15 protein-coding genes and 2 pseudogenes are annotated in these 14,800 nt (G+C 66.0%); 8 read left to right on the top strand and 9 right to left on the bottom strand.

The window, feature by feature from the left end; all coding sequences use genetic code 11:
* Positions 1-571 precede the first annotated feature (571 nt).
* Positions 572-1,375, top strand: coding sequence for a DMT family transporter (locus M6G65_RS21435; protein WP_238196323.1), 804 nt, complete (start codon positions 572-574; stop codon positions 1,373-1,375).
* Between the two features lie 28 nt (positions 1,376-1,403).
* Positions 1,404-2,419, top strand: a pseudogene (locus tag M6G65_RS21440) (zinc-binding alcohol dehydrogenase family protein).
* A 184-nt stretch (positions 2,420-2,603) separates the two neighbouring features.
* On the opposite strand, the gene M6G65_RS21445 reads toward M6G65_RS21440, so the two are convergent.
* The 4 genes from M6G65_RS21445 to M6G65_RS21460 all read right to left on the bottom strand — a co-directional run bounded on the left by M6G65_RS21445 (position 2,604) and on the right by M6G65_RS21460 (position 5,974).
* Positions 2,604-2,990, bottom strand: a complete 387-nt coding sequence (locus M6G65_RS21445) for a putative quinol monooxygenase (protein ID WP_250102858.1) — start codon at positions 2,988-2,990, stop codon at positions 2,604-2,606.
* Positions 2,991-3,869, bottom strand: coding sequence for a LysR substrate-binding domain-containing protein (locus M6G65_RS21450; RefSeq protein ID WP_238196209.1), 879 nt, complete (start codon positions 3,867-3,869; stop codon positions 2,991-2,993).
* Between the two features lie 68 nt (positions 3,870-3,937).
* On the bottom strand, positions 3,938-4,744 hold the full coding sequence (locus M6G65_RS21455; RefSeq protein ID WP_250102859.1) for a L,D-transpeptidase: 807 nt from the start codon (positions 4,742-4,744) through the stop codon (positions 3,938-3,940).
* Positions 4,745-5,038: 294 nt separating this feature from the next.
* Positions 5,039-5,974: a LysR family transcriptional regulator gene (locus M6G65_RS21460; protein WP_238196207.1), complete on the bottom strand. Its 936-nt coding sequence runs from the start codon at positions 5,972-5,974 to the stop codon at positions 5,039-5,041.
* A 90-nt stretch (positions 5,975-6,064) separates the two neighbouring features.
* Here M6G65_RS21460 and M6G65_RS21465 point away from each other — a divergent pair, with 90 nt between their 5' ends.
* Entirely contained in the window at positions 6,065-6,901 is an 837-nt protein-coding gene (locus M6G65_RS21465; RefSeq protein ID WP_238196206.1) for an SDR family oxidoreductase, read from the top strand.
* Positions 6,902-7,130: 229 nt separating this feature from the next.
* Here the strand turns inward: M6G65_RS21465 and M6G65_RS21470 are convergent, their stop codons facing one another.
* From M6G65_RS21470 to M6G65_RS21480, 3 genes are all read right to left on the bottom strand, one after another.
* A complete protein-coding gene (locus M6G65_RS21470) occupies positions 7,131-7,700 on the bottom strand; it encodes a TadE/TadG family type IV pilus assembly protein (RefSeq protein ID WP_238196205.1) in 570 nt (189 codons plus the stop codon).
* Positions 7,700-8,218 (bottom strand): TadE family protein, encoded by a 519-nt coding sequence (locus M6G65_RS21475; RefSeq protein WP_238196204.1) that lies wholly within the window; start codon positions 8,216-8,218, stop codon positions 7,700-7,702. The genes M6G65_RS21470 and M6G65_RS21475 overlap by 1 nt, the downstream gene beginning before the upstream one ends.
* Positions 8,219-8,286: 68 nt before the next feature.
* Positions 8,287-9,828: a TadE/TadG family type IV pilus assembly protein gene (locus tag M6G65_RS21480; protein ID WP_238196203.1), complete on the bottom strand. Its 1,542-nt coding sequence runs from the start codon at positions 9,826-9,828 to the stop codon at positions 8,287-8,289.
* 443 nt (positions 9,829-10,271) lie between these two features.
* Between M6G65_RS21480 and M6G65_RS21485 the strand changes: the two genes are divergently transcribed.
* The 5 genes from M6G65_RS21485 (at position 10,272) to M6G65_RS21500 (ending at position 12,936) form a co-directional block, all read left to right on the top strand.
* Positions 10,272-11,084, top strand: a complete 813-nt coding sequence (locus tag M6G65_RS21485; protein ID WP_238196202.1) for a class I SAM-dependent methyltransferase — start codon at positions 10,272-10,274, stop codon at positions 11,082-11,084.
* 523 nt (positions 11,085-11,607) lie between these two features.
* A complete protein-coding gene (locus M6G65_RS33535; protein ID WP_283214844.1) occupies positions 11,608-11,844 on the top strand; it encodes a recombinase family protein in 237 nt (78 codons plus the stop codon).
* Positions 11,823-12,230, top strand: coding sequence for a recombinase family protein (locus tag M6G65_RS21490; RefSeq protein WP_284042355.1), 408 nt, complete (start codon positions 11,823-11,825; stop codon positions 12,228-12,230). The genes M6G65_RS33535 and M6G65_RS21490 overlap by 22 nt, the downstream gene beginning before the upstream one ends.
* Positions 12,231-12,238: 8 nt before the next feature.
* The gene (locus M6G65_RS21495; protein WP_238196201.1) at positions 12,239-12,451 is read left to right on the top strand and encodes a hypothetical protein; all 213 of its coding nucleotides are present in this window, start codon (positions 12,239-12,241) and stop codon (positions 12,449-12,451) included.
* A gap of 221 nt (positions 12,452-12,672) precedes the next feature.
* Positions 12,673-12,936 carry a hypothetical protein gene (locus tag M6G65_RS21500; protein ID WP_250102860.1) on the top strand — a complete coding sequence of 88 codons (264 nt, stop codon included), beginning with the start codon at positions 12,673-12,675 and terminating at the stop codon, positions 12,934-12,936.
* 18 nt (positions 12,937-12,954) lie between these two features.
* On the opposite strand, the gene M6G65_RS21505 is transcribed toward M6G65_RS21500, so the two are convergent.
* Both M6G65_RS21505 and M6G65_RS21510 read right to left on the bottom strand, forming a co-directional pair.
* Entirely contained in the window at positions 12,955-14,205 is a 1,251-nt protein-coding gene (locus M6G65_RS21505; protein WP_250102861.1) for a sensor histidine kinase, read from the bottom strand.
* Between the two features lie 455 nt (positions 14,206-14,660).
* A pseudogene (locus M6G65_RS21510) lies at positions 14,661-14,798 on the bottom strand (DUF4113 domain-containing protein); the annotation flags it as partial.
* Between the last annotated feature and the right edge of the window lie 2 nt (positions 14,799-14,800).

A 14,800-nucleotide genomic window follows, 5' to 3' on the forward strand; every position in this document is an offset into this window, starting at 1 on the left:
AAACCGGACCGGCGGCTTTCGGCCAGACTACGTCGCGCCGAAGCGTATGAGCGCAAAATCGGACGTTCGGCTGTGCGCCCATCCCGGGCATTCAGAGCATCGGCGTTTCTTCTCAAAAGCGGTCATGGATCAGGCTCACTAAGCCCGAGGCCAGTCTGCCGCCGATAGCCTCGCTTGATCCACGACAGGATGGTTGGACTACTCTGAAGCCAACTGGGCGGTCGATCCAGCAGAAATTCTGATCTGAGCCATCTGAACTATGCGCTTATCGGATTGCTAGTTCAGCCTCATGCTGCCGCTGCTTCGACGATTTCGGAGCAGTCGCCAGGGCGATATTCCGCCCGAGCGCGAACAAGTCTCAATGTCCCTTCAGACGAGGCCAGTCATGCCCGCCTCAGCGATAGTTCTCGCGCGCAATGCTCACTCCGATGCTTTCGTCCGCGTGGGGGCCACGCGGGCCAGCTTTGCGGTCGGCCCCGCTCGCTCGCCTGTGCGCAATCTACGAGAGCGACTGGGTTCCGCAATCCTGCTCGGCGGCGCGATCCTCCTCTGGGGCGCCAACTGGCCGGTGATGAAGATCGGGCTCGGTCACATCTCGCCCCTGTGGTTCTCCGCGTCGCGCTTCGCGGTCGGGGCAGCCTGCCTGTTTGCATGGCAGGTGATGCGCCGGGAGTTGCGGCTGCCGCGGCGCGCGGACCTGCCTGTCGTCGCCTCGATCGGCCTGCTGCAGATGATGTTGTTCACGGCTCTGGGCGCAATCGCCATGACGCACCTGCCTGCCGGCCGGTCGGCGATCTTGAGTTATACGACGCCGATCTGGGTGCTCCCGGTCGCGGTCGTGCTGTTCCAGGAGAAGATCAGCCGGCGGCAGTGGGTTGGTATCGCCCTGGCCGGGATCGCCGTCCTCGTCCTGCTCAATCCGCACGCCATCGACTGGCAGGACAGTCGGGTTGTTGGCGCCAACGGCTTGCTCATCGCGGCTTCGGCGGCCTGGGCCGTGTGCATCCTGCATCTGCGCTACGGCCGAACGCCGTCGTCGGCGATCCAGCTCGCGCCCTGGCAGATGCTGCTCGCCGCCGCCGTGCTGGCGCCCTTGGCCTATATGGCTGAGGGGCCGTTCACCGGAGACGGCACAGGCGTGTTCTGGGCTTGCCTCGCCTTCGTCGGCCCGGTTGCGACCGCCTTCTGCTTCTGCGCCGTCAATGCCGCCAGTGCCCGGCTGCCAGCGAGCACGACCTCGACCCTGATGCTGGCCGTGCCGGTCACCGGGCTCGCGCTCTCGGTCGCGGCCCTGAACGAGGAACCGAGCGTCGACCTGATCCTGGGCGCAGGCGCGATCATCCTGGGCATCGCTGCAAGTGCGCGGCGTCCCTGATCCTTTTCAAACCAGAAGGAGTACCCCCATGAAGGCCGTCGGCTTCTACAAGTCCCTACCCATCGCGAACGACGAGGCGCTGGTCGACCTCGACCTGCCGGTGCCGGTTCCGGGTCCGCGTGACCTCCTCGTCCGAGTCCAAGCCGTTTCGGTCAACCCGGTCGACACGAAGGTCCGCGCCCGTGTCACGCCGGCCGAAGGACAGCCGCACATCCTCGGTTATGACGCCGTCGGCATCGCCGAGGCGGTGGGTTCGGAAGCAAGCCTGTTCCGGCCCGGGGATGCGGTGTTCTATGCCGGCGACATCACGCGGTCGGGCACGAACGCAGAATTCCACTGCATCGACGAGCGCATCGTCGGGCACAAGCCCGCCTCGCTCTCGCTCGCCGAGGCGGCCGCGATGCCTCTGACCGCGATCACTGCTTGGGAGGCGCTGTTTGATCGTCTCGATCTGCGAAAAGCGGTGCCGGCGCGGCACACGCGATTCTGATCGTCGGCGGCGCGGGCGGCGTCGGCTCAATCGCGACGCAGCTCGCCCGGCAGCTGACCGACCTCACCGTGATCACCACCGCTTCGCGGCCCGAGACGGTGGCCTGGAGCCGCGCGCTCGGCGCGCATCACGTGGTCGATCACGCGAAGCCGCTCGCTGCCGAGGTCGCCGCGCTTGGACTCGGTAAGCCGGGCTTCGTCTTCTCGACCACCAGCACCGACCGGCATCTCGGCCAGATCGTCGAGCTGATCGCGCCGCAGGGCCGCTTCGCGCTGATCGACGATCCGGACAGCCTCGACGTCCTGCCGTTCAAGCGCAAGAGCGTCTCCACGCACTGGGAGTTCATGTTCACTCGCTCGATGTTCGCCACCGCCGACATGGCCGGCCAGGGCCAGCTCCTCGACGAGGTTGCGCGGCTCGTGGATGCCGGCACGCTGAAGAGCACCTTTGCGGAGAGCTTCGGCACGATCTCGGCTGCCAACCTGCGCCGCGCGCACGCCCTGATCGAAAGCGGGCGCGCCAAGGGCAAGATCGTCCTGGAAGGGTGGGCCTGAGCGAGGCCCGCGCGCCGTCGGCCTGTCCACGCGATCCTCCGGCGCCGACCGGGTGCCGGAGCGGTCCCGTCGCCGAGGCTATAGCCGGCGCTTCGGGTGTGCGGCCGAGCGGCTTCACCCGATACGCGACCGGGTGTTCGCTCAGGGTCATGAAAGAGTGTTTGGCCAGTTCCGTCCTGGCCGATCAGTCGATCTTGCGCAGATGCTCGATGGCGAGCGGTTCGTCGAGGAGCTCGCCGAAGCGGGCTGCGAGGGCGCCGAAGTTGGGCCCGGCAGCGTGGACGTCGAGTGCGGCCTGACTCTCCCAGACTTCGTACATCACGATCGTGCCGGGCCGCTCGCGGCTGTCGTGGGCGGTGTAGACGAGGCAGCCGTGGCTCCTTGAGCACTGCGGGCACGATCGCCGCGACAGCCTGCACCAGTGCTGCCTCGCGTCCCTCCCGGGGTGCCAAGCGGGCGATAAGGTGGATCTGTTGAGACATTGTCTGAATTCCTGATTTCTGCAGCTCCGGCCTCGCCGGAAACCGTCATGGCGCGCGACACGCCGACGTGTTGAGCGGTCGCCGGCCACTCAGGCCGCAAGGGTCAGCGCGTCATGGCCGGCTAGGCTCTGGCTTAAGAAGGCGATCAGCGGCTCCACAAGGTCGGGCGCGCGATCCTCGCCCAGAACCGTCACCTCGGTCATGGGAAGGGCCGGCCAGAGTTCCGGAGCCCGCAGGATCTGCATGCCCTCCTGCACGAAGGAGCGGCCGAGCAGCGTGACCCCCAGCCCGCCCGCCACCGCGGCCTGCACGCCCATCAGGCTGCTGGCGGTACAGGCGGCGACCCATTCCCGCCTGACGGTATCGAGGGCGGCGATCATCATCTCACGGTAGCTGCAGGGTGGTGCCAGCATCACCAGCCGAGCGGGCCGTGTGAAGTCCAACTGGTAGTCGGCGGATGCCAGCCAGACGAGCGGTTCGCGCCAGATGACACGTCCCCGGGAGTTGCTGCCGCTCCGCTTGGCGATCACCGCGTCCAAGCGGTCCCCGTCATAAGCCTCCAGGAGACTGCAGCTCAGACCGGTCTTCAGATCGATGTGCAGGTCGGGATAGAGCCGGCTGAACCGCGCGAGCAGCTTCGGCAGTTGGCCGGGGATGAAGTCCTCGGACACGCCGAGACGCAAGGTGCCGCTCGCAGCCGGCTCGCGCCACGTACGCATGATCCGGTCGTTGAACTCCAACATCTGGCGCGCCGCGACGAGCAGGCGCTCGCCATCCGGGGTCAGGCCGAGCGTCCGGCTGGTCCGGTCGAAGACGCGCCGCCCCAGGATCTCCTCCAGCCGGAGAACCTTCTGGCTCACAGCCGATTGCGAGCGGTGCACCACATCGGCGGCGGCCGTGAAGCTGCCGGTCTCGGCCACCGCAACGAAGGCCCGCAACAGGTCGAGCTCCAGATCCGGGTACCGCATCGTTCCGCTCATCCCCTCTTCACGCGCGTTCTTCGCGCGGGGCCGGTCCTCGCCGGTCCCACTGCCCGTCAATATCGACCCGGCGCCGCTCCGGACACCTGCGCCAAGAGAGGTTCATCCGCCCGCGCCATAGGTGCCGAGGCGGTGCTGAGCACCTCCGGAGGCTCGACATGTTCGCCTGCCGGCAGCACGACGACGCGCGTCTCGACCGGAACGCGACCGTAGAGATCGATGATGTCCTGATTGAACATCCGGATGCAGCCGGAGGAGACGTTCGTACCGATGGTCCGCGGCTCGGTCGTGCCGTGGATACGGTAGAGCGTGTCGCGTGGGCCGTCGAAGAGGTAGAGGGCGCGGGGTCCGAGCGGATTGCCGAGGCCGCCGGCCATGCCGTTGCGCCAGGGTGCGTTCCGCTCCGGCTCGCGGGCGATCATGTCGGCGGTCGGTGTCCAGCGCGGCCACTCGGCTTTGCGCCCCACACGTGCCGATCCACTCCAGGCAAGCCCGGCCCGACCGACGCCGACGCCGTAGCGCAGCGCTCGTCCGTTCTCGCGGACAAGGTAGAGGAACTTGTTGCCCGGATCGACCACGAGGGTGCCCGGTGGCTCGGAACGCAGGTAGGCGACCTCCTGCCGAAAGTACCGCGGATCAACATCGGCGATGTCTGTGGCCGGCAGGGCGAAGCGCTCGTCGGGGCGAGCCCCGTACATGGCCGTGAAGGCCGCGTTCGGCTGCGGTGCGATGACCCCACGCTGCGCCTCGACCTCCACACAGCCGCCCATCACCAACGCGAGCGGTGCAAGGCGAGCGTGAGCCACAAACCGCGAACGAACCCGACCTGGGCCGGCGGGAGGGATGGATCCAGGCTCGACCATGATGCTCTCGGCTCTCGCAAAGCGACTCTGCGGCGGTGCCGCGGACACCGCCCTCAAGCACGCCGAATAGGTTGCACTCGCGAGGTAGCCGAAGGAAACGCATAGTTTCGATCGTTGTCAGTAGCATATCGAATGGATGGACAGGACCGGCCTCATCCTCTGTGCTGCAGGCGCGACGGACTCAACTGTCAGACGGGGCCCGACAGGGCAGCCATGCCTCCTTGGGTTGCTGGTGCTTCGCAGCCAAAAGGCCACCACGGGCCGAGCTTCCTTCAAGCTCCCTAGCCGGCGCACTTAGGCCGATAATGGCCTGGGCGCGCCCACGCTCACGCTTCCTTCAGGATAGGCTTTGAGGACGTCGATGAAGGCACGAAGACCGGCGGGGACATGTCTGTGCCCCGGGTAGTAGAGGAACACGCCAGGGTAAGGCGGGCACCAGTCTTCGAGAAGAGACGTGAGCACGCCGGCTTCAAGATGATGTCGGGCCACCAGTTCAGGAACGAACGCGATACCCAGACCGCGGATCGCGGCTTCGGTCATCAACTCCGCGCGATTGAGGATGAGTGCCCCTGGAACGTCGATGACTACGACTTGGCCGTGACGCTCGAACTCCCACTTGCAGGATCGGCCGTTCGGCGTCCGGGTCCGAATGCAGTGGTGAGCCGATAGATCGTCTGGCGTGCGCGGCAGATCCCGTCCTTCGAGATAGGACGGCGATGAGACCGCGAGCATGCGCGAGGCCCCTCCGAACCGCACCCCAACCATATCGCGCGGGACCTCTTCGCCAAGCCTGAAGCCCGCGTCGAAGCCTTCCGCGACGATGTCCACGAAGGCAGGCTCGGCCACGAGGTCGACCGCCATCTCGGGGAAGCGGCTGAGGAAGACCGGGATGACGGTCCGCAGCAGGAGCAGGGAGACGGTCTCGGATGCCGTGATCCGAAGTGTCCCTCTGGGATGATCTCGCGACGCATCGACTTCGGCCAGTGCTCCGTAGAGATCCTGAAGGATGGGCCGCAGGCGCTCGACCAAGCGCTCACCAGCCTGTGTCGGCGAGACGCTGCGGGTGGTCCGGTTCAGCAGACGCGTACCAAGCCGCGCCTCCAGGCCGCTCATCATGTGGCTCAGGGTCGAGGGCGCCAACTCCAACTCGTCGGCAGCCTTCCGAAAGCTCCTGTGCGTCGCGATCGCGGCAAGCACCTTCAGTTCGGTCAAGGTCGGCAGATCATTCATGGCCAAACGCCACCAAGGCATGCGGAATTGCCCCGCTTATTCTGGGCAATGATGCGGACTAGCTCGTGCCGGGACAAGCTGGAGGCGAAGATGGTTCGGACGTGGTTCATCACAGGTGTGAACAGCGGCTTCGGTCGCGAGATGGCGGAGCAACTGCTCGGACGCGGTGAGCGTGTGGCAGGTACGGCGCGCCGTCCGGACGATATCGCTGACCTGAAAGCTAAGTACGGCACGAGCTTCTGGACCGCACAGCTCGATCTGACGGACACAGCGGCAGTAGCGGACGTGGTGAACCGCGCATTCCACCATCTCGGACGGATCGATGTTGTCGTGAACAACGCCGGTTACGGCCAGTTTGGAGCGGTCGAAGGTCTGAGCGACGAGCAGATCGCGCGGCAGATTGATACCAATCTGATCGGGCCGATCCACGTGGTCAGGGCAGCCCTTCCGCACCTGCGCAGACAGGGCGGCGGACGCCTGATCGCCATGTCGTCTTACGGCGGCCAGGCTACCCATCCGGGCGCCTCCCTCTATCATGCAAGCAAGTGGGGTCTGGAGGGTTTCTTCGACTCGGTTGCGGCCGAGGTTGCACCCCTCGGCATCGGCGTCACGATTGTCGAGCCCGGTGCCGCACGCACCGCGTTCCGGACGACGGCCGGAACGCTGTTGGGCGCGGACGTCGACGCGTACCGGAACACGTCGATCGGCGCGATGCGTGCGATGCTCTCGAATCCCGACGCCATCGCGAAGGGCGATCCTGGCAAGATGGTTCAGATCATCATCGACAGCGTGGAAATAGACCCTGGACCGAGGCGGATCGCGTTGGGCGGAGATGCCTACACCATGATTAAGCGAGCGCTGGTCGAGCGCTTGGCCGCTTTAGAGGCACAGAAGGGTGCCGCCTTCGCGACTGATGTGGCGCGTTGAGGCTAAGCGCGTGCCAGATCCGTGGCCTGACTAAACTGCCAGCGTTTCGCCACCAACACTATGACCTTGGCGTACGCTTTCGTAGCCTACTGGCGGGAGGCGTGGCTGTTGACTCTGAAAGTGCTCCGCAACAAGTCCGCTTCTCCGGCTTCAACGCCGGAAGCGGACAGACGGCAATCGGCCAGCAGCCGACATAAGATGCGGTCGAGCAGGCCGCGCTTGAATAGTTTCAGGCACATGGCTTCCCGTCCGGCAGCACGACCTCGGGCTTGCCGTTGTACGTGGTCCCCTTCCGGATCGGCCAAGTGATCGTGTAGCTGAAGGCGTAGTTCTTCAGGGCCGGCAGGATGTTGAACAACGGCTTGTAGGCGTAGGTCACCTCGGCCATCACGTAGCGCGCCTTCGCTTCCTGGCTTGCGGCAGGTGCCGGGCCTATCGTCGAGTTCACATCGCGCGGTGTCGCGTTCTGCGCCTTGCTGGAGCAGACCTTAGAGACGAAGGACGTCCCGTTCGCATAGACGCCGATCGCGGACAGGACCACGCCCATGCCGGAGGTGTCGTAAGGCCTCGTGACCGCGGATCCCGCGGCATAGACATCGTCGAGCGATCCGAGGTTCTGACGGCTGATCAGGTCCGCCATCGTCCGCGCGGACCGTGCGAGCCGCTGACCCGTCATGACGGCGCGCGGGATCTCGATGGACGCGAACATCACCAGGATCATGATCGGGGCGATCAGAGCGAACTCGACGGCACCGGCACCGGCATCGGAGCGCCCGAAGCGCCACACCAGGCAGCGCATCAGCAGCTTCCCGCAGGATAGGGCTCCGACCGGAAGATCGCGGTCGAGATCAGGAGCTGCCTGCCGCCCGGCATCGCTTGGCCCGACGGCATGAGGAGCGAGAAGTAGAGGGGGGCCGGCACGGCCGCGGTGATGCTGACGACGGCGTCGCCGGTCGGGCACGTGAACGTCTTCCCAAACGCCGTATTCCAGTTCTTCGCCTTGTCGTCGTACGGCTGCGCCTGGGTCGCGGATGCAAAGGTGGCGGAACTGGTCACGTCGAGCTTCAGGTCCGAGCAGCCGACGAACCAGAGGCTCCGGCACATCTGGCTTCGCATCCGGTCCGCCGCCGGCGTGCCGTCCGCCCCCGTCTGGAACTCACCGGTGAAGAGCGTCCGCGCTGCTCGGTCGACGGCATCGTCGAGGGATTGCTGCGTCAGGATGTGGAGGCCGGCCTGGAACACCACACCCAGGATCGCGAAGAACGGAAGGCCGAGCATCGCGAACTCGACGGCGGCCGAGCCGCGTGCATCCGGCACCCAATTGCGGAGGAGACGCTTCGTACAGGGCGTCGGACGGCGTGCCCGGTCTGTCGGACATCGATCCGTCATTTCGCGATCCGCAGCTCATTGATTTGGGAGCCGATCGACGCGAAAACGTCGTTCAGCGCACTCGAGTTCTTTACGTCGTAGAACATGTCCGGCGTGGTGGCGCAGTTGCGCAGCATGTCGCTTGTGCCGTCCGTGACCTCGACGCGTACCGTGAAGATCTGGATGCCCGCGCTCTTCATGTTCGTGCACAACTGCGCGGTCCGTGCATCCATGTACTTCGTGCGTGTCGCGTTGTCGTACGATGTCGTCCCGATGCGGTTGTTCCAGATGAACCCGATCCCGGAATAGTAGGACTGGTTGTCCGAATTGGACGGAGCGCTCTGATTCTGACCGTCGGTCATCAGGACCACATACTTGCGGGTCTTCTCGTCGGTATAGAGAGCTCCGTCAGAGAACGGCGCGTTCGGCGAGAGAACGTGCCAGCCCCACATGAGGCCGGTGGCGATGTTCGTATCGCCCAAGACGGTCATGGCGGTGATCGCGTCTGTGATCGTCGCCTTTGTGGTCGTCAGCCGCGTTAGGGGCTGGAGCTCGCAGCCGGAATTCGGGCCGTAGTGGTACCCCGTTCCGGACTGGGTCGACGATGCGGCAGGGAGGATCTTGTTGGAGCCGTACTTCGCAACCTGTCCCTGGCGCGTCCGATCGTTCGAGCTCTGGCTGCGAGTGCCGGTCGGATAGTCCAACATGTAGTCGTTGATTGCGCTCCCGTCGTTGTCGCTCTCATCCGGCGCGAACATGGGAACGTACAAGGTATCGGGTGTCGCGACCGTCGGCGGCTGCTCCTGGACGTCATAGGGCGTCGGTCGGGTCTCGACGCAGCCGGCCCAGGCGACCTTCATCTTCCCGAACAGCGAGAAGCGATTTGCGGTCGCATCCTTCACCGCGAAGATCTCCTTGTGGATCGACGACTTGGCGTCGACGTCCATAAAGGAGGCGTTGGCGTAGCCCGCGCCGATGTTGACGGTCATCGAGAACGGCACCACCGCCATCTTGAGCGAGTTTGGCTTGGCCGGATCGACCTCCTTGAACATCGATTCCGCGAGGGAGGTCGCCGCGCTCTTGAGGTTCGCGAGCTTCGTCCCCTTCATCGAACCGGTGTTGTCGAGCACCAGCGCGACCTCGAGGTTGCCGCTGCCGCGGCGCGCCACCGCGGTGACGTCGATCGGCAGCTGCCTGAAGCCCGCGATGCTCGTGATCGGAGTCCGGGTGTTCCCCACGATCTCGACCCGGATGGTGTCGCCGTCCCGCTTGGCCGTGACGACCGCGTCTCGCAACCGTCCATCGGACAGCAGCGCTTTGACCTGCGTGTCCGCCTTCGCCTGCAGGTCCTGATCGCTCACGGTGGTCGAGAGCTTCGCGAGGGTCAGGACCGTAGCGTCGACCGCGTTCTGCGCCTTCTGACGGACCGCAACGTTGATGCCGTAGTCGATACCCATGCCGCCCACCATGACGAAGGGCACCATGGCGAGGGCAAAGATCGCCGCGAAGTTGCCGTCGCTGTTTGTGCGGAAGCGGACAAACAGTCGCTGATACAGCATGCTGATCCTTCCTGTCGGAAGGCTCGTACTCGGCAACTTGTGACCTTTTGCTTAACACGTCCAGCTCATTTAGCTATAAGCAAAGCCGACTCATTCAGCCACATGGTCAATTTATCGAGGTGTTTTGATCAAGCGGTGATCGAGCCAGATAACACCATCGATGTTTCAAATATGCTCGTTCTCGACGCCAGCCGAAGTTTCCATATGACTGGAGGGCGGCCGTTTCTGGGAAGCGCCGTTGGATGGCTGCACGATCGCGGTGGGTTGTCTCCGGAATAGCCGCTTGGGTTGGTATTGCGACGGTCTGCTTCTAAGCCAGGGCTCGTATAAGCAGACGCCACCATCGCGCCCGCTTCGACCTATGGGCGCACTGCACAACGTCTGCTTGCGAGGTTTCGACATTAGTCGCATTTTATGTTCTCCCCGCAGTTGGGAGCGTCCGAATGGCGGCGACGGACAGATCATTCACGGGATCGATCCCCCAGCTGTACCAACGTCACCTCGTTCCGCTGGCCTTCGAGCCTTACGCCGGAGACTTGGCCGAGGAGGTGCGCCGGCTGAAGCCCGGCAGCGTCTTGGAGACCGCCGCTGGCACTGGCGTCGTTACCCGAGCGCTCGCGACAGTGCTGCCCGCCGCGACCCGCTTGGTGGCCACCGACCTCAACGCGGCCATGCTTGACGTCGCGCGTACCCACGTCCCTTGCGACAGACCCGTCGAATGGCGGCAGGCCGACGCCTTGGCCCTGCCTTTCGCCGACGAGACGTTCGACGCGGTGATTTGCCAGTTCGGGGCCATGTTCTTCCCCGATAAGCATCAAGGGTTTAGGGAAGCTTGGCGCGTCCTAAAACCCTCGGGCTGCTATCTGCTCAGCGTATGGGACAAGATCGGTGCGAACGAGTTCCCCGACGCCGTGACGCGAGCTCTCGCCGAAATGTTTCCTGACGACCCGCCTCGCTTCCTCGCGCGCACGCCGCACGGCTACTGCGACACCGCTCGCATCATCGAGGATCTGAAGGCCGCCGGCTTTGCCGATGTCACGTCTAAGGTGGTGAGCCACGTCAGCAGGAGCGAAACGGCTCACGAGCCGGCCTTGGCCTTTTGTCAGGGCACACCCTTGCGAAGTGAGATCGAGGCACGTGACGCCGCCCGTCTTGAGGAGGCGACGCAGCGCGTTGCAGGGGCGCTGGCAAAGCGCTTCGGGGAGGGCCCGATTGAGGGCCGGATTCGCGCGATCGTGTTCTGCGCAACCCGATGACAGGCTGTTCTCCACCCAGGGCCGAAGTTGCCGGACAGCCGGCGTATGGCGGCTTTCTGGTAGCTCGGAATGGCTTCGGGACGCCCGACATGGGTCGTGAGAAGGCCGTCCGCTTTTCCGGCAGCAGCGCTCCGAAGCGGACAAGCCGCTTACGGCCAATCCGCGTCACGCCGGATCGCCAGCGCGCGCAGGACCGGACGTTCGGCTTCGCGCCCATTCCAGTCACTAGATGGCCCTCGTGTGCATCTCCGAAGCGGACATCGGTCAAGCCGGCGGCCACGACATTCTGGTGATGGGGCCTATTAAGCGGGAGGTGCCCGGCCAGTGGCTGCCCCGTCCAAGGGTGCTTCTGAAAGAACTGGGGACAACCGCCAGTCGCTCCTTGGCCAACCCCCGCGCATGCCCATGTGCCGGTCCTCGGAAGTACGAGGCATTCACGCGATGATAGCGACCGCGCCGCATCCTACCCGCTGAACCAGGAGCGCCGCGTCGACCGCCGGGCCTCCGCGCTCCCGGACGCTTGATGCCCAAGTGTTACAGCTACATCCGGTTCTCGCGCCCCGAGCAGTTGCGGGGCGACAGCTTGCGGCGCCAGAGCGAGGCCGCCGACAAGTGGGCCGCCGATCACGGCATGGTCATCGACGAGAGCATCCAGGATCTCGGCGTCAGCTCCTTCCGGGGCCTCAACCGGATCAAGGCGCCCTCGGAAAGTTCCTCGACCTCATGCGGAAGGGGCAGGTGGAGCAGGGCTCCTTCCTGATCTTCGAGAGCCTGGACCGCTTCGGCCGCGACCAGATCCTCGACGTGGTGAGCGAGTTCACCAAGGTGCTCACGGCCGGCATCACCATCGTCACCCTGGTCGACGGGCGGACCTATTCGCGGGAGCTCATCAACAAGGAGCCGGGCGCACTGTTCGGCGCCATGATGGTGATGATGCGGGCGAACGACGAGAGCACGACGAAGGCCAAGCGCGTCGGGGATGCCTGGGAGAAGAAGCGGAAGGACGCCTCCGGGGCGGTGCTGACCTCGCGGGTCCCGGGCTGGCTGCACGTCGTCGAGGAGGACGGTAAGCGGCGGATCGAGTTCAGGAAGGACGGCCTGAAGGTCGACCGCGGCGTCCGCCGCCGCCTGACCCCGCGGTGGTGAGTTCGCCCGTGAACACGCCTGCCGGCCCGGCGACGCGTCCGTACGACAGGGTCGAGATCTCGGTTTCCGGCGCCTGGGGCGAGGCCCCGTCCCAGGACGTGCTGGCCGTGCTCTTGTCGGTGCGGGACTGCTGCCTCGCCGGCGTCCAGGCGCGGGAGCCGGACGCGCCCCGGGTCCTGGAACGTATCGGCCTTCGCTTCCAGATGGTCGGCGGAGCCTAGTCGGACCGGCACAAGGAGCCCACCAAGTGGACGCATCGGCCTCGGCCTTGAAAGCTCGCGCTTGCCGAGCGGAGGCGCGCCTATCCTGAAGCGTGTCCGGCCATCACGCTGCCGGATACAGCTCCTGCGCGTGCGACCCCCCTCTCGTCGGCCCGAACGCCGATGGGGTGTCACGGGACCGTTCGCGGGAACGGTGCACGCCGCATGGCGCTTCCATCGGCATGGATCGGCTCGGCGAGACGGTGCGCTCAATCCTGACGCTCTCGGCTTCCTACAAGCCCGGCACCATCATCAGGGCCGAACAGGTCGTGGACGCCTACCTCGGCGAACACGAGGGCTACCGAGCACGTCGGGCCGCGATGGATGCCTTGCTTCGCGAGCTCGCTTTGCCGGAGCGGCGCGCCCGCAATCGGGGCGGCCTGTTCGAGTTGATCGAACTGCACCTGAAACGGCGCCACTTCGAGATCGCGCGCTTGTTCCAATAGTGGCCGGCGGCGTCAGGCTCACCTCTCCCGGTCGGCGCCATGCTGCGGGCGGAAGTCGAGCACGAACCGGGTGCCCGGCTCGGCACCCTGCCACTCTGCTTGCCCACCGAGTTGGCGCCCAAGCGTCGCGATCAGCTTCATGCCGAGGCTCCTCGATCTGGAAGCGTCGAAGTCTGGCGGCAATCCCTTGCCCTGGTCGCAGACCATCATGCGAAGCTGCCCCGCCTCGCCGGACACGACCGAGATCCGCACGTCGCCTTCGCCGCCGGGGTAGGCGTACTTGAAGGCGTTGGTGACGAGCTCGTTGGCGAGCAGCCCGAGCGGCACGGCCTGGTCGGTCGCGACCGTGACCGGGGCGAAGTCGCAGGTCAGGGTCTGGCCCGGCTTGGCCGACGAGCGGAGTTGCTCGCAGAGCTCGCCCATGAACTCGGCGAGGTTCACAGCGTGGATCTCGTCCGTGCGCCAGAGCCGGTCGTGCACGCTGGCGATGGTTTGCACGCGCGCCCGCGCATCGTCGAGCGCCTGCCGCAGGGCTGGATCGGCGGCCGCTCGGCCCTGCATGCTGAGCAGGCCGGCGACGATGGCGAGGCTGTTCTTGACCCGGTGGCTGATCTCGCGCGTCAGCACCTCCTGGTGCGCCAAAGCCCCCTGGAGCAGCGTCTCGCTCGCTCGGGTCTCGGCACGGCTCGCCCGCAGCGCCTCCTCAGCCTGTTGCCGCTCGATGGCGACGCCGAGCAGGTTGGCGAAGCCCTGCAGGAATGCGAGGTCGGCGTCCGTGAACCGGCCCTCGGTCGGGCTGTCCACCTCCAGCACGCCGAACCTCGTGCCTTCCCCCTGGATCAGCACGTTGATGGCGCGCTTGATCCCGTGCTCGGCCAGGATGTCCGGCGTGCGAAAGCGGGTCTCTCCCTCCAGGTGGTTCGAGATGACGGGCTCGCCGGTCTGGAACGCGTAGCCGGTGGGGCTCTCCAGGTCAGCCCCGGTCCTGGCATGCCCGACCACGCCGGGCTTCCAACCGACGCCCGCTCGCACGATGAACTGCCGCTCGTCCGGCAGGTACTCCATGGCCTTGCAGAACTCGCTCTGCAGCCCGAGCGCGCACACCCGCGTCGCCTCCTGCAGCAGGGCGGCGATGTCGTGCGTCCGCAGGGCGAAGTGCCCGAACTCGGCGGTGAGCTGCTGCTGGCGCAGCCGGTAGGCGAGTTCCTCGGCCATGCCTCCGCCCTGCTCCGGCGCGATGGCCGAAGCCGCGTTGTCGCTGACGTCCATGTCCTGCTTTCCGGTAGGATAGCCGGTGCCTTAGCATGCGCCGGGGCGGGCGGCGCAAGGTCGTGCTTACGGCAACGCCCACCCGACATGCGCCACTTCATCACCGGCCGCCCACAATTCCACGAGGCGGACCGGGATGGGCCGTCTGGGCGGCCCCGTCACCTACTCGGGTGCGAAGGGGGCCTGCGCCCGACCGAAGTCCACCCGGTCGCGCTGAGGATCGAGCGGTGGCCGTAGTGGCTGTCGGCCGAGAAAAGGGTCCTGGGCATGTCGGCCTCCGGAGTTCGACGGAGGCTAGGCGATGGGTGCGGCGCTCCTCGGTCAGCGGGAAGGGGTAGGCGCAGCGGCTATCATCGGGTGAAGGCCCTGAAGGGCGTGTGGTGATCGCGCCGGCAGGCACTGCCAGCAAGGTCACCCAAGACCGAATCCTCCGCCCTGTGCCGACGGGGCCAGAGCTAGGCCGCCGCCACCGTCGACACCTCGCCGATCCTGGTGGCGTAACGTGGCGAGCGCATCTCGAACTTCGTGCTTCGGTCCCGCTTCGGCGCGAATCCGGCGGTACCGGGGACGACCGCGCCTCGACGGCGGTTGCATG

Source organism: Methylobacterium tardum, from assembly GCF_023546765.1.
Classification (GTDB): Bacteria; Pseudomonadota; Alphaproteobacteria; order Rhizobiales; family Beijerinckiaceae; genus Methylobacterium; species Methylobacterium tardum.